General features: G+C 62.5%; 15 protein-coding genes. 12 read left to right on the plus strand and 3 right to left on the minus strand.

Translation table 11 applies throughout. The annotated features are described in order from the left end of the window. Nucleotides 1–11 precede the first annotated feature (11 nt). Nucleotides 12–3,641, plus strand: coding sequence for an ABC transporter permease/M1 family aminopeptidase (locus VGD45_RS26095; protein ID WP_331158310.1), 3,630 nt, complete (start codon nt 12–14; stop codon nt 3,639–3,641). Nucleotides 3,642–3,696: 55 nt separating this feature from the next. On the opposite strand, the gene VGD45_RS26100 is transcribed toward VGD45_RS26095, so the two are convergent. Beyond that, nucleotides 3,697–6,975 carry an amidohydrolase family protein gene (locus tag VGD45_RS26100; RefSeq protein WP_331158311.1) on the minus strand — a complete coding sequence of 1,093 codons (3,279 nt, stop codon included), beginning with the start codon at nt 6,973–6,975 and terminating at the stop codon, nt 3,697–3,699. A gap of 279 nt (nt 6,976–7,254) precedes the next feature. On the opposite strand from VGD45_RS26100, the gene VGD45_RS26105 reads away from it, so the two are divergent. Both VGD45_RS26105 and VGD45_RS26110 read left to right on the plus strand, forming a co-directional pair. After that, on the plus strand, nt 7,255–9,525 hold the full coding sequence (locus VGD45_RS26105; RefSeq protein ID WP_331158312.1) for a TonB-dependent receptor: 2,271 nt from the start codon (nt 7,255–7,257) through the stop codon (nt 9,523–9,525). A gap of 82 nt (nt 9,526–9,607) precedes the next feature. After that, nucleotides 9,608–11,536 carry a CocE/NonD family hydrolase gene (locus VGD45_RS26110; protein WP_331158313.1) on the plus strand — a complete coding sequence of 643 codons (1,929 nt, stop codon included), beginning with the start codon at nt 9,608–9,610 and terminating at the stop codon, nt 11,534–11,536. A gap of 97 nt (nt 11,537–11,633) precedes the next feature. Here VGD45_RS26110 and VGD45_RS26115 read toward each other — a convergent pair whose 3' ends face one another. Beyond that, the gene (locus tag VGD45_RS26115; protein WP_331158314.1) at nt 11,634–12,782 is read right to left on the minus strand and encodes a dipeptidase; all 1,149 of its coding nucleotides are present in this window, start codon (nt 12,780–12,782) and stop codon (nt 11,634–11,636) included. A 205-nt stretch (nt 12,783–12,987) separates the two neighbouring features. On the opposite strand from VGD45_RS26115, the gene VGD45_RS26120 reads away from it, so the two are divergent. The 5 genes from VGD45_RS26120 to VGD45_RS26140 are packed head-to-tail and all read left to right on the plus strand — an operon-like array spanning nt 12,988 to nt 17,430. Beyond that, nucleotides 12,988–13,380: a hotdog domain-containing protein gene (locus tag VGD45_RS26120; RefSeq protein WP_331158315.1), complete on the plus strand. Its 393-nt coding sequence runs from the start codon at nt 12,988–12,990 to the stop codon at nt 13,378–13,380. Next, nucleotides 13,377–13,817 carry a cobalamin B12-binding domain-containing protein gene (locus VGD45_RS26125; RefSeq protein ID WP_414717609.1) on the plus strand — a complete coding sequence of 147 codons (441 nt, stop codon included), beginning with the start codon at nt 13,377–13,379 and terminating at the stop codon, nt 13,815–13,817. Before VGD45_RS26120 ends, VGD45_RS26125 begins: the two co-directional genes overlap by 4 nt. Then, a complete protein-coding gene (gene meaB, locus VGD45_RS26130) occupies nt 13,814–14,821 on the plus strand; it encodes a methylmalonyl Co-A mutase-associated GTPase MeaB (RefSeq protein ID WP_331158317.1) in 1,008 nt (335 codons plus the stop codon). Before VGD45_RS26125 ends, meaB begins: the two co-directional genes overlap by 4 nt. A 2-nt stretch (nt 14,822–14,823) precedes the next feature. Further along, complete coding sequence (locus tag VGD45_RS26135) at nt 14,824–16,515, plus strand: methylmalonyl-CoA mutase family protein (RefSeq protein WP_331158318.1); 1,692 nt, start codon at nt 14,824–14,826, stop codon at nt 16,513–16,515. Nucleotides 16,516–16,563: 48 nt separating this feature from the next. Further along, nucleotides 16,564–17,430, plus strand: coding sequence for a 3-hydroxybutyryl-CoA dehydrogenase (locus tag VGD45_RS26140; protein WP_331158319.1), 867 nt, complete (start codon nt 16,564–16,566; stop codon nt 17,428–17,430). 24 nt (nt 17,431–17,454) lie between these two features. Here the strand turns inward: VGD45_RS26140 and VGD45_RS26145 are convergent, their stop codons facing one another. Further along, nucleotides 17,455–19,200, minus strand: coding sequence for a thiamine pyrophosphate-binding protein (locus VGD45_RS26145; RefSeq protein WP_331158320.1), 1,746 nt, complete (start codon nt 19,198–19,200; stop codon nt 17,455–17,457). 321 nt (nt 19,201–19,521) lie between these two features. On the opposite strand from VGD45_RS26145, the gene VGD45_RS26150 reads away from it, so the two are divergent. The 4 genes from VGD45_RS26150 (at nt 19,522) to VGD45_RS26165 (ending at nt 24,760) form a co-directional block, all read left to right on the plus strand. After that, a complete protein-coding gene (locus tag VGD45_RS26150; RefSeq protein ID WP_331158321.1) occupies nt 19,522–21,078 on the plus strand; it encodes a class I adenylate-forming enzyme family protein in 1,557 nt (518 codons plus the stop codon). A gap of 139 nt (nt 21,079–21,217) precedes the next feature. Beyond that, nucleotides 21,218–22,297, plus strand: a complete 1,080-nt coding sequence (locus VGD45_RS26155) for a dipeptidase (protein WP_331158322.1) — start codon at nt 21,218–21,220, stop codon at nt 22,295–22,297. Between the two features lie 2 nt (nt 22,298–22,299). Beyond that, on the plus strand, nt 22,300–23,832 hold the full coding sequence (locus VGD45_RS26160; RefSeq protein WP_331158323.1) for a M20/M25/M40 family metallo-hydrolase: 1,533 nt from the start codon (nt 22,300–22,302) through the stop codon (nt 23,830–23,832). Between the two features lie 37 nt (nt 23,833–23,869). Continuing rightward, complete coding sequence (locus VGD45_RS26165) at nt 23,870–24,760, plus strand: ABC transporter ATP-binding protein (protein ID WP_331158324.1); 891 nt, start codon at nt 23,870–23,872, stop codon at nt 24,758–24,760.

Consider the following 24,760-nt stretch of genomic DNA (forward strand, 5'->3'; position numbering starts at 1 on the left):
GGCTCCCCGACATGCTCAGTCAAGTTGCGCGCTTCGAGCTGCGCTACCAGCTCGCTTCGCCCATTTTCTGGATCACCAGCCTCATTTTCCTGGTGCTGACCTGGACTCTGGCCATCTCCGATGACTTGCGGATCGGCTGGGGCGGCTACGTCGCCCGCAATGCGCCGTACGCCACCGCGACCATGTGCATGGTCATGGCCATCTTCGCCATCTTCATCGTGGTGGCGTTCGTTTCGAATGTGATCCTGCGCGACGATGAGAGCGGCTTCGGTCCTATCATCCGCTCGACCCGGCTGTCCAGGTTCGATTATCTGTTCGGCCGTTTCAGCGGCGCATTCGCCGCCAGCTGCCTGGTGTTCCTGACCGTGCCGCTGGCAACGTTGGTGGCCGCGATGATGCCGTGGGTCGATCCGGGAACGGTCGGTCCGTTCCGGCCGGGCGCCTATATATATGTGTACCTCGTGCTGTGCGTGCCGACTCTGTTCGTGCTGGCCGCCAGCTTTTTCACGCTGGCGACGCTGACCCGGTCGATGCTGGCCACGTACGTGGTGGCGATCGTCGTGCTCATGTTGTATCTGCTGACCACCACCTATTTCGCGCGGGCGGAGTTCGCCGACATGGCGGCGGTGCTGGATCCCTTCGGCCTGTCGGGCTTCAGGAGCGTGACCCAGCATTGGACCCCGGCCGAGCGCAACACGCTGCTGCCGCCGATCGCCGACCGCTTCCTGCAGAATCGCATCCTGTGGCTGGCCATCGCCTTCGCGCTGCTCGCGATCACGTGGCGTACCTTCAATCGGCAGGCCGGATCCGAAGCCAAACATTCGAACAAGAAACCGGCGGAGGAAAAAGTCGAGATCGCTCGACCTGCGCCGGCAGCGGGCCCGTTGCCGCGACCGTCGCAGGACACGCAGTCGCTCGGCTGGGGACCGCTCGCCGCATTGACGAAGTTCGATGTGCTGAGCGTGGTGCGCAGTCCGGCGTTCATCGTGCTGCTCGGCATCGCCTTCATGAACACCGTGGTGGGCCTGTGGTACGCAGGTGAAGACTCGGTGAGCATCAACCGGCCGGTCACGCGCATCATGATCAAGACGCTGATCGAGCAGTTCACGCTCATGCCGTTGATCATCGCCGCTTACTACGCCGGCGAGCTGGTGTGGCGCGACCGCGAGCGACGCATAAACGAGATCGTGGACGCCACGCCCTCGGCCGATTGGGCGTTCGTAGCGCCGAAGATCGTCGCCATCGCCATCGTGTTGTTCAGCATGGCGCTGATCAGCGTCGGCGCGGCGCTGTGCGTGCAGATCTTCAAAGGCTACTTCGATTTCGAGCTCGGCCACTATGTGACCTGGTATGTATTGCCATGGCTGCTCAACATGGTGCTCTACGCCGTGCTGGCGGTGTTCATCCAGATGCTGGTGCCGCACAAGTTCGGCGGTTTGCTGGTGGTGTTGCTGGTGCTGGTGGCGCAGTTGAGTCTGTCCAAGCTGGGCTTCGAGAACAATCTCTATCACTTCGCCGGTCATTCGCCGGTGCCGCTGTCCGACATGAACGGGCAGGGTGAGTTCGCCAGGTACGCGGCCTGGTACCGGCTCTACTGGACAGCGTTCGCGGCCATCCTCGCCGTGCTCGCGTACGCGCTATGGCGTCGAGGCGCCTCGTCGCCGCTGAAGGGACGGTTGCAGCGATTGCCATCGCGGCTGAAAGGGCCGGCCGGTTGGTCCATCGCGAGCGCCGCCGCCGTCATGGTCGCGGTGGGCGGCTACATCTTCTACAACACCAACGTGCTCAACGAATTCCGCACCTTCAACGACAGCACGGCGTGGCTGGCGGAATACGAAAAACAGATCCTGCAGTTGGACAGTGTCGTCCAACCGCGCATCGTCGATATCAAGTTGAACGTCGACATCTACCCGAACGATCCGAAGGTGGTGACGCGTGGCCACTACGTGGTCGAGAACAAGACCGATGCGCCCATGAAAGAGGTGCACGTCGGCTGGCCCCGAGCGATCGAGCTGAAGTTGTTTCTCGGACCGATCGTGGTGGGTGAGCTGCACATGCAGTCGCTCAACGTGCGCGGCGCCCGGATGACTCGCGAGCTCCCCGACCTGAACTATCGGATCTATACGTTCGACGAGCCGCTGGCGCCGGGACAGCGCACCGAGATTCATTTCGAGACGGTGCGCGAACAGATCGGCTTCCGCAACAGCAATAACGAGATGCGGGTCGTCGCCAATGGCACGTTCATCGACAATTGGCAGATCAGTCCGTTGCTTGGCGCGAACCGGCTCATCCTGTTGCAGGACCGGACGGTGCGTCGCAAGCTCGGCTTGCCCGACGAGATCCGCCCGCCGAAGCTCGAGGATGACAGCGGTCGCGCGCACCATTATTTGAGGCACGACAGCGACTGGATCAACGCCGATGTAACGGTGTCCTCCGTGGCGGATCACGTCATCGTGGCTCCCGGCCGTCAGGTCTGGACCAAGGTCGAAGGCGGGCGGCGGATCTCGAACTTCAAGACCGAGTCGCCCATTCAGAACTTGTTTTCCATCCAGGCGGCGCGTTACGCGGTGAAGGAGGAGAAATGGAACGACGTGTCGCTGGCGGTCTTCTACCATCCGCCGCACGTATACAACGTCGATCGCATGCTGAAGGCGATGAAGGCGTCGCTCGAGTACTACTCGGAGAACTTCAGCCCCTATCAGTTCCATCAGCTGCGCGTCGTGGAGTTCCCGGCGTATTCCAATTTCGCGCAGGCGTTCCCTGGCACGGTGCCGTACTCCGAAGCCGCGGGCTTCATCTTCGACGCTACCAAACCGGATCGGATCGATCACATCACGTATGTCACGGCGCATGAGACGGGGCACCAGTGGTGGGCTCATCAGGTCATCGGCGCGGACATGCAAGGTCAGACCGTCCTATCCGAAACGTTGGCGCAGTACTCGGCGCTCATGGTCATGGAGAAGATGTACGGCATCGCAGAGATCCGTCGCTTCCTGAAGGCTTCGCTCGAGAGCTACCTGCGTGGCCGCGCCAGCGATCTCATCGGCGAAGTGCCGCTAGAGCGCGTCGAGAACCAGGCGCACATCCGCTACCAGAAGGGCGGCTTGGTTATGTATCTGCTCAAGGATGTGATGGGCGAGGAAGCGGTGAATCGCGCGCTGCGCGCCTTGATCGAGGACTATGCGTTCAAGCCCGCGCCGTACCCGACCTCGCGAGATTTGATCCAGCGCCTGCGCGCCGAGGCGGCGCCCGAGCATCAACAGCTCATCAGCGATTTGTTCGAGAAGATCACGCTCTACGACCTGAAGGTCACCGGCGGTCGCACCACTCGACTGGCCAATGGCAAGTGGAACGTGGCCATCGATGTGGAAGCCCGGAAGCTGTACGCGGATGAGAAAGGCGCGGAGACGGAAGCTTCACTGGAGGATGCGATCGATATCGGCGTGTTCACCGCCGAGCCGGGTAAGCCGGGCTTCACCGAAGACGCCGTCCTGTACCTGCAGCGTCACGCAGTGAGCAGCGGAAAACACACACTGAATGTCGTTGTCGATCGCGAACCGAAGTTCATCGGCTTCGATCCCTATAACAAGTACGTGGACCGATACCCGGAAGACAACCTGCGGTCGCTGGCCGATCTGTAGGCACGCGACTCCGCCAGCAGCGGGCGGTAGGGGAGAGTGCTCATCGCAGGACTCGTTATCGTTGCCGATCGTGATAATCGATCGGGCGGACGTCCGATCGATAGATGTCGGAGTTGTACCAGTAGTAGTCGCCGAAGCTGCGCTGTCTCGGCCAGAGCTCATCCAGCGAATCGGCGTCGTACAGCACGCCGGCCTTCATCACGTAGCGGATGTCGGCGCTGTTGCGAATGTTTTCGAGCGGATCGGTGTTGAGCACGACCAGGTCGCCGAGCTTGCCGACGGCGATCGAGCCGAGGTCGCGTTCCAGCCCCAGAAATTTCGCGCCGTGCAGAGTCGCGGCTTCCAGCGCTCCCATCGGGCCCATCGCTTCGGCGTAGATCCAGGTGTCCCAATGCGAGCCGATGCCGTGTTGCTGGCCGTGCGAACCGATCGGAGCGATGCCGCCCGCCGCCACGATGTCGGCGGCCCCCTGCGCCAGCAACGGAATGGAATAGTCGGTCGGTGGCCGCAGCATACGCCGGCGAGTATGGGGAATCAGTTGCCGCCATGGCAGCCAGCGTTGCTGCTTGGGATCTTTCCAGACGTCGCTTTCCTGCCAGAAGAATTCTTCGGCCCACGCGCCAGGACCGCCGATGGACGGCGTGGCCGAGTACGCCGAGCCGAGACGGCCGAGGAGGGTGGTGAAATCGGAGTACAAAGGCACATGCCCGGTCGCATGCTCGAATCCCGTATGCCCATCCAACGCCATGCTGATCTTGTGATCGATGTCCAGGCTGCCTTCGGATGTCACCATCACGCCGAGGCGCCGGCCAGCTTCCACCACCCATTGGCGTTGATAGCGAGTGGGCTGCATATAGTCTTTGAGGCCCACCGCTCCCCACGACACACGACGCGCGGCATCGTCGAAGGCTTCGGCCGGCGTGGCGTACACGTTGGTCCACGCAGTCTCTCGAGGGACCATGAACTCGGCGGAGGTGAATACTCGCGGCCCGATCATGCCGCCCGCTTCGATCAATTCGGCGGTCGGGAAGGCATTGAGCGAGCTGGTGGTCGGATCGAACGTCGTCGTCACACCGTAAGCGAGATAGATCGCCGTCTCGAAATCGTGCGGCGGCTGAATCGTTTCCTGTTCACGATGATGATGCGCGTGAAGGTCGATCAAGCCGGGAATCACCGTGCGGCCTTCCAGGTCGACGGTTCGCTCCACCCCAGCGGTGCTGCAATCGCCGACGCAGGCAATGCGTCCCGCACGAATGACAATCGTCCCCTGAGCGATGACGCGCTGGTTTTCCATCGTCAGGATTCGCGCGTTGGTGAAGGCGATGGCGCCTCGGGGCAGATCGCGCGGGACGCTGAGCTTGATGGTCGTTGGTTCTGTCCGCTTGGACGCGACGTCGTAAGAAACAAACTGATTGCCGTTGCCGAACGTCAGCGTCTGCGCGTTTCGCCACCGAGGAAAGAGTCCTCCAGCGGTGGACAGCCGTGTAACCGGAAGAGCGCCGCCCGACTTGCCGATCTCAGGCAGCGCGCCCGCATAGCCCGTCGCCGCCATCGGGGCGATGAAAACATTGCTTCCCAAGGTGAAGGCGATCCACATCGCGTCGGGTGAGACGGCGATTTCTCCGGCGCTCGTGACCTTGAGATGTTCGCGGCGATCGTTACCGTCCGCGGCCACGGAGACCAGCAACTGTGCAGCCCCGGCCGGCTCGTAGTAGAAGAGTCGGCCATTAGCGAACGAGATTCGCGGAATGAGCCCTGCCACGCGCGCGATGGGTCGAGCGCCATCGCCTTTGATCCCCACTTCGACCAGATCCCAGTATTGACTGCGGACGAGGCCCTGTCCCCGCGCGGTCGCTCCCGCGCCTCGCGCCACCACGAGCGATTGGCCGCCGGGCGTCCATACCGGTGCGAGGTACTCACCTCCTTGCGTTGTGATTTGCTTGGGCGGTCCGGCACTCGTGGCGGCGACAAACAAATGGCCGCGCTCTTTTTCGTCCCAGGTCGCAAACGCGATCGAACGTCCGTCCGGCGACCAGGCGGGATAGTACTCGTACGGTTGAAACGACTCGGGGGTCAGGCGGCGGGGGGCGCCCGCTGGAAGATCCATGAGCCAGATCCGGCCCACCGCTTGAAACGCGAGCGTCCGCCCATCCGGACTCACGGTGTGCCAGCGAGGAAACTTTGTTTCGAACGCGCCATCCGAGAGGCGCATCGACGGCTTCACCCGTTCGGACGCGACTCGTTGCACTCGCGCGCTGAACGGAATCGTGCTCACTATGCCGGACGCAAGATCCAGCCGCCGGATCTTGCCTCCTTGCGAGATCACGATCGATTGTCCGTCGGCCGTCCAGCGATAGCCGGGCAGCGACTGGTCGACCGGCAAAAGACCTTCGGCGAAGTCATATTCGACCGGATCCATGACCAGGCGCTCGCTGCCTGTTTCGAGATCGCGAACCCAGAGCGCAGTGCGCGGACCGAACAGCTTGCCTTTGTAGCTCAGAACGCCGTCGGGCATGCGGCGCGCGAAAGCGAGATAACGTCCATCGGGAGAGGGTTCCACGGCGTAGCCGCCACCGCTCGAGCCGCGGTCCTGCTGGCCAATGCGGCCGGCGGTGATGTGATCCGTGCGACCGGTCACCAGATCGAGTCGCCGGATCTGAGCGTCGCCTTGAAGCACGTCGGCTTTGTTGTAGTAGCCGTTCACCGGGCCGGCGATGACTTCGTAGTACAGGGATCGGCCATCGGAGGAGAGCTTCGGTCCGCCCGGATACATGTTGTTGTCGATTTTCACCAACGTCGCGCCCTGGCCACCGTCCCGGTGCACCATCACGATCGAGACGTCCAGCAGCTTCGCCGCGCCGATTTTTCTCGCCACCAGAAAGCGGCCGTCGGCAGACCAGGTCGGCTCCATGTAACGAGCGTCGGTGTCGCGAGTCACCGGACGAGGATTGCCGCCATCCAGGTCCATCAGCCAGATGTTGCTCTGACCTTGTCGATCCGAGATGAAAGCGATGGTGCGGCCGTCCGGCGAAATGCGCGGATGGAAATTCACCGCGATCCCGCTGTTCTGGGTGAGGCATTCGGCGACACCGCCGGTGGCCCGCACCCGGTAGATGTGGCTCAGCAGGTTGAAGACAGTCCACTGTCCATCGGGCGTGATGTCGGTCGACATCCAGGTGCCTTCGGCGGTGGTGAAGTCGATTTTCTTTGGAGCGCCGCGCGGCTTGGTCACGTCCCAGTTGTCAGGTGTCTGTGCCTGGGCGAGCAGCGGCTGAACGAGTCCGAAGAACAGTGCGACTGCCCAGGCAGCGCGGCGAACGACCGGTCCAGTCATAGATGTCAGCGCCCCTCGTGTGCGTTGATTAGTGACGAACTGTTAGCACACAGACCGGGGTGCGGTGTGCATTTCTGATAATGGGATTGATAACTCCTGCTTATCCGTGGGAGCAGGCCTGCTGTTCAGCGTCGCTTATATGTCTCATTAGCGTAATTAGTTAGCGCCGCTCGCCGCGGCTCGCTAAGAATCGGCAACAACCTCGGAAAAGGCCCGAAGAGGCTATCAAGCTCCTGTGGGGATCGCTGCCAGAACGACAAGGGGTATGAAGCGATGCGAGTGCAGCCGAAGTCCGTGACTCTTTGTGCCTTGACCGTGGCCGCGTGTTCGGCGTCCACGCTGACGTGGGCCGCCGAACCAGAGCCGGACTCGGGAGGCTCGCGCCGGCGAGGTCTCGAAGAAGTCGTCGTCACCGCTACCAAGCGCGAAACCAATCTGCAGGATACGGCCGCGGCGATCAGCGTGATGTCCTCGGATACCATCGAGAAGCGACACCTGGTGGGCATGGACGACTATCTGGCCGCATTGCCCAGCGTCAGTTATCAGGATCGTGGCGCCGGCTCGAACACCATCACTATTCGCGGGATCGCCCTGGGTTCGCAGCTCGATGCCAATTCTCCCGTCGGCAGTTATTTCGGCGAAGTTCCGGTGACGGGCCTCGGCCCGCAGGTGAATGGCAATCAGGCGGGCAACGCCGATATCAAGATGGTCGACGTCCAGCGCGTCGAAGTGCTGCGTGGGCCGCAAGGCACGCTGTATGGTTCGGGCACGATGGGCGGCACGCTCCGGATCATTCCCAAGGCGCCGAACCTGCGACAGGTCGAAGGGAGTATCGGCACCGAATATTCCATGACGGCCAGAGAGGGTGGACAGAACTACATGGCGCAAGCCGTGGTCAACGCGCCGTTGGTCGAAGATAAATTCGCGGTGCGCATGGCGGCGTATCGCTTCGACAACGAGGGTTACATCAGGAACGTGGCGGCTAGCAATCCGGACCCACAGGTGGCCGATGCGGTGAACCTAGGCGCCTTCGCGCAGGATCGGGATCACGTTGGCGGCGATGTATATACCGGCGCGCGCGTCACCGCGCTGTGGCAACCGACCGGCGACTTCTCCGCCACCCTGATGTACATGAATCAGAAGATCGAGCAGGATGGCTTCCGGGAGGTGGAAACCGACCTGCGGGGCCGTTATCAGCAGACTCGCGTCAAGGTCGGCGAGATGGGACTCGACGACGAGTACGTCGACATGGAGCTGGATATCGCCAACCTGGTCCTCCAATACGACGTGGGCTGGGGTAACTTCCTGAACTCCACCTCGCTGATCAAGAGCGAAGCCGCGAGCGACCTGGAACTGTCGTTCCTCGGTGCGCCGTTCACGGGCAGCGGCTCCTACAACGAAAACGAGAAAGAAGTGCTCGTCAACGAGCTGCGCTTCACCTCGGATTTCGCCGGTCCCGTGCAGTTGCTCGCCGGCGCGTACTACGAAGACAGAACGGTGGACATCGATGTGGCCATTCGTTGGAACGGCCGGCCGCCAGCGCCGCCTTCCGCCTTCTTCAGTCAAAGTCAGACCAGGAACACGCAGAAGCAGATCGCCGGCTTCGGCGAGCTTTCGTACAACCCCTTCGAGCCGCTGACGTTGACCGCGGGCGTACGTTACTTCAAGTTCGAACAGGCCCTGCCGATCTCGCGAACCTTGGGCGTGCCCTCGAGGACGGAAGGCAGAGAGGCCAGCGTCGACGGCGAGAACCTGAAGTTCAATGTATCTTATAAGTTCAGCGACCGGTTGTTCGCCTTCGCGCAATGGTCGCAAGGGTTCCGGGAGCCGCGCTTTCAAGGCCAGATCCTGCCCGAATACGACATGGACAACGACGGGCTGATCGAGTTTCGGGATGGCATCGAGCGTCAGGTCACCGAAGGCCTGCTCGATCCGGATACGGTGGACAACTACGAGGCCGGCATCAAGTTCTCATCGGGCAACGGCCGGCTGCAGGGCAGCCTGACCGGCTTTCTGATCGATTGGGAAGGCATTCCCGTCGTGCCGTCGCTGACAGCATTCCAGGGCGCGGCGTTGTATTTCAACGCCGGCGAGGCGCGCTCGCAGGGTGTGGAGCTCGAGCTCACCGCCGAAGTGATCGACGACTTGATCCTGGAGCTGTCCGGCTCCTGGGTCGACGCCACGTTGTCGGAAGCGTCGCCAGGGCTCGGCGAGGAGGGCGACCGTTTGCCTGGATCGGCCGAATACAACGCCAAGCTGGCCTTGGAGAAGCGCTTCGACATCGGTGGACGCGAAAGCTTCGTGCGCGGCGATTACACCTACATCAGCGAGTACTACAGCCTGTTTCAGGCGGTGGGCACGCCCGCGGGCGACTATGGCCTGGTCGATCTCAGCGCCGGCATCCGGTTCGACAGCATCAATGTCGGCGTGTTCGTGAAGAACGCCGCCAACGCCGACGATTTCACCTGGGTGGATAACGTGTTTGCCGCGCAACGCGCTTACCGGCTGCGTCCGAGAACCGTCGGCTTCAATGTGAATATGGCATTCTAATCTGAGAATCCAGACCCCTCGGATCCCTCGGACACGGGCTGCGGTGCTGCGCGTCCGTGTCTATTTTTTGGAGGCGAAGCAGATGAGTTCCACGATGCTGAGTGTGATCGCGGTCGCCGGGGCGTGGGCGCTCGCCACGTCGCCAGTGAGCTTGAACGACATCCCAAACGACTTCCGACCCCGGGTTCCAGCGCAGGATTTCACGAAGCGCGTCGTGATGATCCCGATGCGCGACGGCGTGAAGTTGCAAACGATCATTTACGTGCCCAAGGGCGCGCGTGGCGCGCCAATGCTGATGAACCGCACGCCGTACGATGCGATGGGTCGTTCGACACGGGACGCTAACAGCACGTCGTTGCTCGGCGCGCTGCCGGCGGGCGATGAGTATTTCGTCAAGGCCGGATACATCCGCGTCTACCAGGACGTGCGCGGCAAATACGGCTCGGAAGGCAACTACGTCATGACGTGGCCGGCGCGCGGACCGTTGAATCCGACAGACTCCGATCACGCCACCGATACCTGGGACACCATCGATTGGCTGGTGAAGAACGTGCCGGAGTCCAACGGCCGCGTCGGCGTCTTCGGCTCGTCCTACGAAGGCTTCACCGCCGCCATGGCATTGCTCGATCCGCATCCTGGGCTCAAAGTTTCGGTACCGCAGGGGCCCCTGATCGATGCGTGGATGGGAGACGACTGGTTTCACTACGGCGCGTTTAGAAACATCATGCTCGGCTACGTCCACATGCAGACGGGCCAACGTGGCGCAGGCGTCATCGCGCCGAGCGACACATACGACAAGTACGAAGAGTTTCTGCGCGCGGGCTCGACGGGCGACTACATGCGTGCGCACGGCCTGGACAAGTTGCCATGGATCGCACGCACGATGGCGCATCCCGCCTATGACGCTTATTGGCAGGGTCAGGCCCTCGATAGACTGCTCGCAACCCGTCCCTCGAAGATCCCGACGCTGTGGACGCAAGGCATGTGGGATCAGGAAGACATTTGGGGTGCGAATCGCGCGTGGCGCGCGCTGAAGGCGGCAGGGCACGAAGCCAACAACTGGCTGGTGCTCGGACCTTGGAACCACAACCAGGTCAAAGCCGATGGCAGCTCGCTGGGACCGATGGTCTGGAGCGAAGATACCGCGCGCCAGTATCGACGCGACATTCTGATGCCGTTCTTGAACGAGCATCTTCGTGACGGGCCGCCCGCGAATCTCGCGCGTGTCACGGCTTATAACACTGGCGAGAAGCGTTGGGACCGCTTCGAGACCTGGCCGCAGGTTTGCGAAAAGGGTTGTGCCAAAGCGATGCAGCCGCTGTATTTGAGCGCAAGCTTCGGTTTGTCGTTCGATGCGCCGACTCAAGCCAGCGGCGGCGATGTTTATACCAGCGATCCGGCCAGGCCGGTGCCGTTCATGCCGCGCCCGGTGCTCGATCCGTTCGGCGATTTGACGCCGGGCGCGCTGGGCAATTCATACGAGCCGTGGAGCAAGTGGCTGGTGCACGATCAGCGTTTCGTCGACGGTCGCACCGATGTGCTGGTCTACGAGACACCGGTGCTAACGGAGGCGGTGCGCGTGCAGGGCATTCCCATCGCCGACATTCGCGCCATGACCAGCGGCACCGATGGCGACTTCGTCGTGAAGCTCATCGACGTGTACCCGAAGAAGGATCCACTCAATCCGGCCGTCAGCGGCTATCAACTGCCGATCGCGATGGATATCTTCCGTGGCCGCTACCGTGAGAGCTTCGAGCATCCCAGCGCCATCCCGGCCAACAAGGCGCAGCAGTACAAGTTCGAGCTGCCCAACGTGAATCACGTGTTCCAGCCGGGCCATCGCATCATGGTGCAGATCCAGTCGACGCTGTTCCCGTTGTACGACCGCAATCCGCAGACGTTCGTACCGAACATTTTCAACGCCAGGCCGGCGGACTACCAGAAAGCGGAGATCACTGTGCTGCGCTCGAAGCAGCAACCTTCGGCGGTGCTGTTGCCAGTGGTGGAGTAGGCAAAGCATCGGGGGCGAGCCGCCCTGCGAGGCGGCTCGCCCTGTTTGCCCCAGAGGGTCAGCCCAGAGTGTCAGCCCAGAGTGTCAGCCCAGAGTGCTAGCCAATGACCTCGCCGAACACTCGCAGCCAGTTGCCGCCCAGGATCTTGACGATGGCTTCTTCCTTGTAGCCGCGCTTGATCAAGCCCGCGGTGAGATATTTCCACTTGTGCTCGTCGTTCAGGCCTTCCGTGCCCAACGGATAACGGAAGCGATAGCTGTTCTTGAAATGCGGCTCGCCGTAGGCGGCGAGGAACTCATCTTTCAATTTCGGATCGGTCGGCCAGCCGCGCACCAGGGTATCGCTGCCCAGGGCGACGTGATCGACGCCGACCAGCTTCACGATGTGGTCGATGTGGTCGATGAAATGTTCCATGGTCACCGGCAGATCGCGCTTGACCATCACATTCACCGTGGTCAGGCCCATCACGCCGCCCTTGGCCGCCAACTTGCGGATATGCTCGTCGGTCTTGTTGCGCGGATGCTCGTTCAGCGCGGCGCAGTTGGTGTGGGAGAAGATCGACGGCAGCTTGGAGAACTCGATCGCATCGAACGAGGTTTGATGGCCGGAGTGCGAGGAGTCCACCATGATGCGCAGCTCGTTCATGCGCTCGACCACTGCCAGGCCGAAAGTGCTGAGCCCCGCGTCGGTGCGTTCGGTCGAGCCGTCGCCGATGGCGTTGCGTTCGTTGTACGTCAGCTGCATGGTGCGGACGCCGAGCGCATGGAACATGTCGAGATTTTCCAGGCGCCCGTCGATGGGCGTGTTCTGAAAATTCAGCATCACGGCCCGTTTGCCTTCCTGCTTGGCGCGCCTGATGTCCCCCATGCTGCGCGCCGGCGCCAGGATCGAGCTGTGCTCCTTGATGAACCGGTTCCAGGCGACGCAGTCCTCGACGGCCGCATCGAGCGGGAACGCATTCATCATGTACGCACCCTGCGCATTCTCCGGCCGGCGAACGCCGAGCGTGGTGCTGATACAGGTGACGCCGCTATCCTTGATGAACTTCACGCCGGTCTCGTCCCGGTACTCGTCGGCGAGCATGTCGATGACGATGGAGCGTGCGTACAGGTCCTCGGCCTCTTTCATGAGCACCGGCACGTCCTTGGAGCTGCCGAGCGCGGGCAAAGCCCAGCTGAGCGACGCGCTAGCGGCCACTGCCGCTGAGCTTGCCTGCATGAACCGTCGTCTGTTGATCGTCATCATCCGTCCCCTGTGGTTGTTTGTTCGATCCTAGGCAAGCCACCCTGTGAGCGAAAGAAAATTGGATTAATGCCGCTCATAAGGCCGCCTTATGCCGGCGGCGTCGCGGGCCATTACGTGAGCTTATCTCCCGTATTAGAGCTATTAGCTGTCGATGCGGGTTGACGCGCGGATAAGATCCCTTCGTGACTGCTCAGAGGGGAGACGAATGTCCAGCGAGTTAGAAGGCGTCATTCGCCTGCGAATGTCCAGCGCGGACGGCCATTACGCGGGTGGCTTGGTGGATGGCGCCCGCATCGTGCGGTTGTTTGGCGACGCCGTGACCGAGCTGCTGATTCGACACGATGGCGATGAAGGGCTGTCGCGAATGATGGAAGCCGAGTTCTTCGCGCCGGTGCGCGCCGGCGACTATCTGGAGATTCGAGCACGGCTCGTGTCCGTCGGCAAGTCGTCTCGAACCATCGAGTGCACGGCGCACAAGATCATCGCATTGATCGATCCGAACGATTCGGCGGCCCAGGTGCTGCCCGAGCCCCTCCTGGTCGCCAGGTTCAAGGACGTCGCCGTGGTGCCTTTGAACAGACAACGCAAAGTTTCATGAGCCGTCCCGTGCCGACAACCGAAACACGCTCTACCAATAAGATCCGCGTCCTGGTCGCCAAGCTGGGGCTCGACGGCCACGATCGCGGCGCCAAGGTCGTCGCCCGGATCCTGCGCGACGCCGGTATGGAGGTCATCTACACCGGCCTCTACAAGACGCCGTCGCAGGTGGTCAACGCGGCGATTCAGGAAGACGTCGACGTGATCGGCGTCAGTCTGCTGTCCGGATCGCACGTGCCGCTGTTCCGCGAGCTGTGCAAATGTTTGAAGCAGAGCAATGCCGAGCACATCTTCGTCGTTGCCGGCGGCGTGATTCCCGAACAGGACTACGATGACCTGAAGGAATGCGGCGTGGATGTGATCATTCCGCAGGAGGCGCGGGCCGAGCTGATCGTGTCGACCATCACGGCAATGGTCGAGGCTCGTGGCCGCATATGACCGGCGTCGCTCTTTTCAACAGAGCGAAGCGCCCGGCGTATATCCCGTCGCTCGAGCTCGTACCGCAGGTCCTGGCCGGCTCCCGGCTCGCGGTTGCCCGCATGATTTCGCGGGCCGAGGGCAACTACGCGGAAGCCTCGGAAGCACTGGCTGAAATTTATAAGCACACCGGCAAAGCGCACATCATCGGCATCACCGGTGTGCCGGGCGCGGGCAAGTCCACCCTGGTGGCTTCGTTGATCAAGGCGCTCAGCGCCAACGGTCACAAGGTCGGCGTGGTTGCGGTCGACCCCAGCAGCCCGTTCTCTGGCGGCGCCATCCTGGGCGATCGCGTGCGAATGAACGAGGTGGCCGAAGCGAACCAGGCGTTCGTACGCAGCATGGCTACACGCGGACATCTCGGTGGTCTCGCGCCTTCGACGCTGCAAGCCGTCGACATTCTCGATGCGGCCGGTTACTCGCCCATCATCATCGAGACCGTCGGCGTCGGTCAGGACGAAGTCGAGATCGTCAGCGCGGCGCATACGGTCGTGGTGCTGTCGCCGCCGGGCCTCGGCGACGACATCCAGGCGATCAAGGCAGGCATCCTGGAGATCGCCGACCTGCACGTCGTGAGCAAGGCCGATAAGCCAGAAGCCGCGGCGACCGTGGCGGCAATAAAAGGCATGCTCGCGCTCGGCAAGACACTGCAGAGCTCGAACAAGTTCAGTTCGGCGTGGGATGCGCCGGTCCTCGCGGTCAGCTCGGTGTCTGGCGAGCGCATGGAGAGCCTGGTGGCGACCGTCGACGCTCACTGGAAACATCTGCGGGACAGCGGCGAAGCGACCGAGCGCGAGCGTAACAACTGCCGGACGCGGATCTTCAACATGGCCCGGCACCTGTTTCAGCAACAGTTCGATGAAGGTCCCAAGAACCTCGAGCAGCAGCTGCAAGCCGTGATGAAACGGGAGTCCGACCCCCGGACCGCCGCTAACGTGTTGCTGGGCTGGGACAAAGAGAGATAGAGATGAAGCTTTTCTCGGAAGCGGCGATCGCGGAGATTCGTAAGAAACAAGCGGAGTGGGAGCAGAAGGAGCTTGCCGCGGCGCTGCAGGGTAGAGCCGAAGAGCGTTCCGAGTTTCAGGCGGAATGCGGCATCCCACTGCAACGGATCTACACCGCGGCCGACGTTGAAAACATCCCCGCCGAAGAGTTGGGCTTCCCGGGCGCCTATCCGTTCACGCGCGGCGTCTATCCGACCATGTATCGCGGCCGCCCCTGGACCATCCGGCAGGTGGCCGGCTTCGGCAATCCCGAGGCCACCAATCGCCGCTACAAATACATGATCGAAACCGGCCAGACGGGCCTGTCGACCGACTTCGATCTGCCGACCTTGCTCGGCCTGGATTCGGACGATCCCATGGCGTTCGGCGAAGTGGGCCGGGTCGGTGTGGCCATCGACACCATCGAGGATATCGACCGGCTGTTTGATGGCATTGACCTGGAGAAGATTTCCGTCTCGCTGACCATCAATCCATCGGCGTGGGTCATTTACGCCATGTTCATCAGCGTGGCCGAGCAACGCGGCTGCGACCTGCGGAAGCTCGCGGGCACGTTGCAGGCCGATCCGTTGAAGGAATACGTCGCTCAGAAAGAATGGATCTATCCCGTGCGCCAGGCGGTGCGGTTGCTGCGCGATCTCATCATGTACAGCACCAAGGCGACGCCGAAGCTCAATCCGATCAGCTTGAGCGGCTATCACCTGTCGGATGTGGGCGGCAACGCCATCCAGGAGATTGCCTTCATCATGGCGTTCACCATCGCGTACTGCGAGGAGGTGCTGGCCGCCGGCATGGACATCGACGATTTCGCGCCCCGTCTGTCGTTCTTTTTCATCAGCCATCAGGATTTCTTCGAGCAGATCTGCAAGTTCAGAGCGGCGCGGCGCGTCTATGCGAAGGTCATGTCGGAACGCTTCAAGGCCAGGAAGCCGGAATCGATGCGATTGCGTGTCCACACGCAGACCGCGGCAATGAGCCTGACCAAGGTCGAGTATCACAACAACCTGATGCGCACGGCGATCCAGGCGCTTGGCGCGGTGCTGGGCGGATGTCAGAGCATGCACACCAACGGCCTCGACGAAGCCTTCGCCATTCCCACGGAAGAAGCGATGAAGCTGGCGATCCGCACGCAACAGATCATTCGGGACGAGATCAATGTGACTTCCGTGGTCGATCCGCTCGGCGGCTCGTACTTCGTCGAGCGCCTGACCTGGGACATGGAACAGGAAATCTGGAAAGTGCTGAATGAAGTGGACCAGCTGGGGGGCGCGATCAAGCTGGTGGAGCAGGGCTGGTTCCAGCAGAAGCTGGCGGACTCCGCCTATGCCATTTTCAAGAAGATCGACAGCGGCGAGAAAATCTCGGTCGGCGTCAACCGCTACGTCGATGAGCAGGCCAGCGCGATCAAGGCGGAGATTCATCCGTACGACGAGCAGTGCACGCAGCTGCAGATCGAACGGCTCAACGCGGTGCGCGCGAAGCGCGACAGTCAGCTCGTGCATCGGCTTCTGCAAGAGTTGAAGGAACAGGCGCGCAAGGACGATGTAAACTTGCTGCCGAAGACGATCGAGCTCGTCAAGGCGCGTGCCACGCTCGGTGAAATCTGCGGTGCGCTTCGTGAGATCTGGGGCGCGTACGAGGAGCCGATGATCGTCTGAAGCGTCGGTCATTCGGGTACACGTAGCAAGATTTACGCGGGAGCGAGCATGACTCAGTTCAAATCCATCGGTGTCGTTGGCAGCGGTCAAATGGGAGCGGGGATCGCGCAAGTGGCCGCGCAAAGCGGTTATTCGGTGGCTTTGGCCGACATCTCGCTGGCCGCGGCGAGCGCCGGTAAACAGAAGATTGCCAGCGGGCTCAACAAGCTCGTGGAAAAAGGCAAACTCGACGCGACGGCGCGCGACGGCATCCTGGAGCGGATCACCCCGGTGGGTGAGCTCACCGCTCTCGCGGCTTGTGAGGTGGTCATCGAAGCCGCGACCGAGAATGTCGAGCTGAAAAAGCAGCTGTTCGCCAAGCTCGATGCGGCCTGCAAACAAGCGTCGATTCTCGCGACCAACACCTCGTCGATTTCGATCACCAACATCGCCGCGCAGACCCAGCGGCCGGAACGCGTGGTAGGGATGCATTTCATGAACCCGGTGCCGGTCATGCAACTGGTCGAAATCATTCGCGGGTTGGCCACCGCCGACGGCGTTTACGAGTCGACCGTCGCGCTCGCCAAGGCCATGGGCAAGACGGTGGTCACGAGCAACGATGCGCCCGGATTCCTGGTCAATCGCATTTTGATTCCGCTGATCAACGAAGCCTGCTTCGTATTGCAAGAAGGCGTCGGCACCGCTGAAGACATCGACGCCGGCGCGCGGCTCGGCCTCAATCATCCGATGGGGCCGCTGCAGCTGGCCGACCTCATCGGCCTCGATACCTGCCTGGCCATCGCCGAAGTGCTGCACCGGGATCTGGGCGACGACAAGTATCGCCCGGCGACCATTCTGCGCAACCACGTCGCCGCCGGTTGGCTCGGCCGCAAGACCGGTCGCGGGTTTTACAACTACGAATCGAAGAAAAGCTGATTCTCGCCGCAAGAAAGCGCGAATCTACTCGCGCGCCTGTTTCGAGCGCTCCAACATGCGCCGCTCGGCGTCTTCCCAACTCTGGGTTGCGTGGAGCGGCGGAACATTGGCCAGTCCGCTTTTCAGATCGGGTGACACGGCATCGCGTGTCACCGCCACGTCGATGACCGCCGGCAGGTTGGCGAGGCCGCGCTCAAATGCAGCCGCCAGATCCTCGGCATGCTCGACGCGTTCGCCATAAGCGCCGAGCGACTTCGCGAGCAGATCGTAACGGCACGGCGACAACGTCGTCCCGAGCTCCTGGTCGGGATACTTGATCAGTTGATCCTGGCGCTCGATGTTCCAGGCATCGTTGTTGGCCACGACGAACAGCGCACGCGCGCCAGTGCGCACCGCAGTTTCGATTTCCATCGCGCCGAATCCGAACGACCCGTCGCCGATGAGAGCGATCACTCTGCGGGAAGGAAACGTCAGCGCCGCAGCCACGGCGTACGGTGCCCCGGACCCGAGGCATCCAAACGGACCGAGGTCGAGATAAGTGTGTGCGCGCAGACCGACGCGGGCCCACGACAGGATGTCGCCGCCGTCCACGATGCTAACGGTTGCGTCGTCTGTGACTTGGTTGAGCGCATCGATGAGCGTCAGCGGATGCATGCGTCCGTCGGCGCCCGCGGGTCGCGCGGGCCGCCTGGCGCGAGTTTTTTCGACGTTCATACCAATGAGCTCGTCCTTCCAGGCGTTATCGGGCCTGGACGGTTTGGCGTCGAGAGTCACGAGACGTTGCAGCGTTGCGTCGACGTCGGCACAAACTTCGATGTCGCCGCGGCGATTCTCGGACAGCTCTTCGACACTGCGACCGATGCGAATGAAGCGCGCGGACTCGGAGAAGACCGCGCCCGAACCGTAGGCCAGCTCGAAGTCCAGCCGTCTGCCGAGGGTTATCACCAAGTCCGCTTCGGCGATGGCTCGGCCGCGCAGGGCGGGGACGGAGTAAGGATTCTCCGGCGAAAGCACGCCGCGGCTCTCGCGTGTGTCCAGATACAAAGAGCCGGACGTCTCCAGGAATTTTTCCAGCGCAGCGCCAGCGCCCAGCACACCGCGCCCGCCAATCGCGAGCGGCCGGCGGCTATTGCGAAGAAGTTGTGCCGCCCGCGCGATGCTTTCGTCATGCGGTGGGCGCGCATGACGGACGACGGCGTTGAACCAATGCGGATCCAGATGCCAGTCCGAGATCGGCTGCTTGAGCAGATTGGGCGTGAAGTCGACATAGACGGGGCCAGGCGGTCCGTCGTTGCCCAAGGCCATCGTCGCCGCCATGTGCAGGCCAGACAGCACGTGACGAGCATCGGAGATTTCTCGAACGTATCGGCACACGGGACGAACGAGAGCAGCTTGCGGAACTTCTTCGAGCGCTCCCATGCCAGCCTGCGGATCGGGGACGCGCGCGGACATGACGAGCAGCGGCGTGCGCGAGAGATAGGCGCTCGCGATCGCTGTGACTGCATTGGTGAGGCCGGGCCCGGTCGTCACGATCGCCACACCGATGCGTCCGGTGAGGTCCGCTTCAGCGTGCGCCATGTGGACCGCGGAGCATTCATGTCGTGCCGAAACGATGTGAATACCGAGCCGCGCGAGCTCGCTGCAGATGGGCTTCACATGCGAGCCCGGCAAGGTGTAAACGCGGCTGACGCCTTGGGCCGCGACGAAGCGGGCGATGGCCATGGCTACCGTGGCGTTGCCAGGCTCGGACGGAAGGTTGTCGGAGGTCATACGCTGCCTGTAGCCCTGAAGCTCGATTTGAGGATCGGTCGAAAATCTTAGACGGGCGGAAGCTCGGGCACAGCGAATAAGGGTAATGGGCCGGATAAATCCGGCTTATGTCCCCGGCGCCCGGCGAGGATTAATGGGGCCTTATGCCGTGTATTAGAGCTATTAGAGTCGCCACCCGCGGCGGCTGGATAAGATCCGGCAACTTCAGGAATGCTCCAAGAACAGACAGCGGCACAGATGCCGAGGATGGATGTGAATGTTTCACGTTGACGAGTCCCGGTCGTTGGCTCCTCGCGCCCGCGTTTTGCGAGCCGAAACCCGATGAGCGCGCACGAGTACGGCAGCGAGCCGCGGTTGGATGCACTGCTGGCGCGAGCGGCGATATCGGAGCCGGGCCGCGCGGCCGTGGTGTTTCAGGGCAAGACGTGGAACTACGCGGAGGTTTACGATCGCGCCTGTCGCCTCGCCGGCGCGCTGGCCGCGCTAGGCGTGCAGAAGGGCGATCGGGTCGCGTTCTGGATGGGGAATCGAGCGGAGTTTTTCGAGATCGTGTTCGGCGTGCCGATGCTGGGCGCGATGAGCTCGCCGCTGGATCACTGGTGGACCTGGAAGGATGCTCATGCGGCGCTGGAACAGATTCGCCCCAAGGTACTCATCGTCGCCGGCGCGCAGGCCGCGCACGTCACCGGGCGCGAAGACGCATTGCAGGCAGCTGGCATTCAATGTGCCCTATGCCTCGACGAATGCGCGCAGGGAACATTATTTCATCCGTACGCGAAACAACTGGCCGCGGCGAACAAGCTGCGCAGCCTGACGCCGGTCGCACTCAGCGATCCGGCGGTGGTGTTCTTCACGTCCGGATCGACGGGCCGCTCCAAGGGAGCGGTCCATACTCACGGTAGTTTGCTTGCGGCCGCCACGACGGCGGCTCTCGAGTTCGGCCTGCACGATGGTGAGCGCACGCTGCACTTCCTTCCCATGTTCTCCTCGTGCATGGAGCAAGTTCTGCCGCTCACGCTGGTGCGCGGTACGCACGTCGTCATGCCTCACTTCGATGCATCCGCTGCATGGGAGGCGGTGGAGGCTTTTCAAATCACGCATTTCGATGCGGTGCCGACGACGCTTCGTCGCATCCTGGACGTTGCTCCAGCCTCCGTGCCGACCTCGCTGCGCACGATCACCTATGCATCGGAGCCGATGCCGCAGCCCTTGATCAGGGCGCTGATCGAACGCATGCCCAAGGTTGGCTTCGTGCAGTTCTACGGCATGATGGAGCAGCTTTGCCACACGGTCAGCGCTCCCGCGGATCAGCTGCGAAAGATCGGCACCGTCGGCCGGCCGATGCTGGGCACGCAGCTTCATATTTTGAATGCGGACGGCGAGCCGGTGGCAGCGGGTGAGACCGGCGAGATCTTCGCTCGCAGCCCCACGCTGTTCGCGGGCTACTGGCAGGACGAAGCGGCCACGTCGCAAGTGGTCACGAACAAGGGCATGCGCTCGGGCGATCTCGGCCGGTTCGATGAAGATGGCTTCCTGGTGCTGGACGGGCGCGTCAAGGAGATGATCAAAACCGGCGGTCTCACAGTGATTCCCACCGAGGTCGAAGGCATCCTGCTGGGTCATCCGGCCGTCAAGGAAGCGGCGGTGATCGGCGTGCCCGACGAACATTGGGGTGAAGCGGTCCATGCCGTCGTGACGCTTTCTCCAGGCGCGTCGCTGCTGGAGGCCGAGTTGCAGTTGTTCTGCCGTGAGCGTCTGACCGGTTACAAGCGCCCGAAAGCTTTCCACATCGTGCCCGATCTGCCACGCACCGGCATTGGCAAGATCGCGCGTCGTCTGGTGCGCGAACGACTGATCACCGCCGATAAGCCGCGCTAATCATCGACATTAGATCTATTAGTCACCGGACCGAACCAGGTGGCTACTATCGATTCAGGCGTGACGTGGATCACGTCGCAGTGGGGACTGCAACTTGAATCGACGAGAGTACCTGCTTGCAACTTTATCGGCGGCGGCCATGGCTCCGACAGTCGGGGCAGCGTCCCAGGCTGTCTCGACGCCGGCAGTCACCTCGATCGATCAGCGCAAGTTTCAGGAAGCGCTGAACGTGCAACGCTCGACGCTGGTGGTGGACGGTCTGGATCCTTCCGCGCTCACCAAAGAATATCTCGGCATGTTGCAGGCCGGCGGCGTGAACTGCTGGCACCAGAGCGTCGGCGGACTCGCATCGTTTGCCGCGCTCCATACGTTCTTCGACGCGAACGCCGACACGCTGGTGCAGGCGGGCACCGTGAAAGAAATCCGACAGGCGCACCAGCAGGGCAAGATCGCGCATGTCTCCGGCTGGCAGTCCGCCGATGCGCTGCTAGCGGACGCGAACGGGCAGGGGCTGCTGGGCAATCTTCGCGCCTATCGTCAGCTGGGCCTCAGGATCTGCAGCATCGCCTATAACAACACCAATATCTTCGGTGGCGGTTGCCTGGATCCGGACGTGCCGCTCACACGAGCCGGACATCGCTACGTGGAAGAGATCCACAAGCAACGCTTGTTGCTGGACGTTTGCGGGCACACCGGCGAGCGCACCTCGTTCGATGCGGTCGGCGTCTCCAAAGGCGTTCCGGTCATCTGTTCGCACACGAACCTCAGGGCGCTGACGGACAACCCACGAAATATTTCCGACCGGCTCATCGAAGCTATCGCCAAGACGGGCGGCGTCGTCGGTCTCACCTCGGTCAGCGACTTTCATACGCGCGCCCAGAAGGATGCCGGCGTACCGCGCTCGCCGCAGGCGACGTTGGACAAGCATCTCGACCAGTACGACTACCTCAAGAAACTGGTCGGCGTCGATCACATCGGCATCGGACCGGATTTCATGACCGGCCGGAAGGACCTGGACGCGATGGGCCTGAATCGCGACATGTGGCCGGCGGATGTCTACAGCGACTGGCCCTGGGACATGGTCAGGGACTTCGAGACCATCGTCGAGCTGCCGAAGGTCACTCAAGGTCTGCTGGATCGCGGCTGGAGTGCAGCGGACGTGCGCAAGGTGCTCGGCGAGAACTGGCTGCGCGTGTATGAGAAGGCGTGGGGAGAATAGGAATGACGAACGAAAACTCTGGCCTGCGCCTCGACCGACGCACGTTGATCAAGGGCGCAATCGCTTCCGCGGCGACACTGTCATCCGCCGCGGCGTTCGCTTCAGCCCCTCGCGGCAAGCTGAAAGAGATCAGGCGCGCGGTGGATGCTGGACACGAACAGGCGCTTCGTCGCATCCAGGATTGGATTCGTCTGCCCACGGTGGCCGCCGAACAGCTCAACATCGAGCAGGGCGCCGACTACATGATGCAGCTCGCCACCGAAGCGGGCTTCAAGCGCGTGCGCAGAGTGGCTACGGGCGGCATCCCTGCCGTGTTCGGCGTGCTCGACGTCGGCGCGAAGCACACGGTGGGCTTGTACTTCATGTACGACGTCAAACAATTCGATGAGCCGGATTGGATGTCACCGCCGCTCGAACCGGTGTTCTTCGATCACGCGTTGGGGCGTGCGCTGCGCGCGCGTGGCGCGATCAATCACAAGGGGCCGGAAGGAACATTCCTCGCCGCGATCCACGCGTTCCGCTCTGCCGGCGTGGAGTTGCCGGTGAATCTGGCGTTGCTCGCGGAGGGAGAAGAGGAGATTGGCTCACCCAACCTTCGCAACGCGCTGAACGATGCGGAAGTGCTCGCCGAGTTGCAACGTACCGACGCCGTGTTCATGCCGACGGCGATGCAAGGCCAGCAAGGCGAGATGGGGATCAGCCTCGGCGCCAAGGGCGTCATCGAGTGCGAGCTGATCGCCAGTGGCGAGCGCTGGGGCCGCGGCCCCGTGCAGGACATCCACTCGGGCATGAAGGCCAGTGTCGACAGTCCGGTGTGGCGTCTGGTCGAAGCGTTGTCTACGTTGGTCAAAGATGGCGGCAACACGCCGGCCATCGATGGCTGGTATGAGCACTATCGCCCGCTGACCGATCGGCAACGCGCCATGATCGCAAAGCTCAATACGAGCACCACCGACGCCGAGCTCAAGTCGGCCTTGGGCCTCAAGCGCTGGATGAATGACATGCCGCTGCAAGAGGCGATGGAGCGGCTGGCGTCGGAGCCGACCGTGAACATCGAGGGTCTGGTGGCGGGCTACACCGGCCCGGGCGGCAAGACCATTCTTCCAGGGCGCGCCACGGCCAAGCTGGATTTCCGCATCGTGCCCGACATGACGGCCGCGGACTGTGAGGCGAAGCTGCGCGCTCATCTGCAGAAGCGCGGCTTCGGCGACATCGAGATCAAAGTCAGCGGTGGCTACGATCCCACCGAAACTTCGGAAACGAGCGGACTGGTGCGAGCCGAGCAGGCATTCCTCGAACAGCGAAACATTCCTCATACGATCACTCCGCGCATCGCCGGCTCGTATCCCGGCTACATCTACACCGGCGCGCCGCTGCGCAAACCGTTCAATCAATTCGGGCTCGGCTACGGCGGCAAGGCGCACGCGCCGGACGAGTTCTATCTCATCGACAGTAACCATCCCAAGATCGCCGGCATGAGAGAGGCGACGATGGGGTACGTGGAGTTTTTGTACGCGCTGGCGTCGGCCCACTAGAGCAAACATTTCGAGCGACAGAGGGGGAGGGACGAAGTTGTTGCACTTGAAAGGCGTGGAGCATGTGTATCCGAACGGGACCCGGGCGTTGGACGGGGTGACGATCTCCATCGGCAAGGGAATGTTCGGACTGCTCGGCCCCAATGGCGCCGGCAAATCGTCGTTGATGCGCACGATCGCGACGCTGCAGACGCCGACGGCAGGGGAGATCCGGTTCGGCGACATCGACGTGCTGACCGAGCCGGGCCGCTTGCGGTCCACGCTCGGCTATCTGCCGCAGGATTTCGGCGTGTATCCGCGCGTCTCGGCTTATGACTTGCTCGATCACATGGCGTCGCTGAAGGGCATCACGTCCGCCGCCGACCGCCGCGCCACGGTGGAAACGCTCCTGGTCCAGACCAACCTGTGGAACGTTCGCACCAAGACGGTCGCCGGCTTTTCGGGTGGCATGCGACAGCGCTTCGGCATCGCGCAGGCGTTGATCGGCAATCCCAAGCTGATCATCGTCGACGAGCCGACCGCCGGCCTCGATCCCGAGGAGCGCAACCGCTTCTACAACCTGCTGGTCGAGATCGGCGAGAACATCGTCGTGATCCTCTCGACTCATATCGTCGAAGACGTGGCCGACCTTTGCCCACGCATGGCGGTGCTCGCGGCCGGGCGCATCCAGCTTGACGGCGCGCCGGGCGAGTTGATCCAACGCAGCCGTGGCACTGTCTGGGCCACGACGATCGACCGCGACCGCCTGGATGAAATGAAGGCCGCATACAACGTGATCGCGACACGGTTGTTTGCAGGGCGCACCGTCGTGCACGTGCTGTCGGAGCGGGATCCGGGCAACGGTTTCTCGGCGGTGGAGGGTAGCCTCGAAGACGTTTATCTCTCGGCCTTGGCGCACTCGCGCCGCGCCTCGCAGCGAGCCGCCTAA

The sequence above is a fragment of the Steroidobacter sp. genome (assembly GCF_036402275.1).
In the GTDB taxonomy this organism is placed as follows: domain Bacteria; phylum Pseudomonadota; class Gammaproteobacteria; order Steroidobacterales; family Steroidobacteraceae; genus Steroidobacter.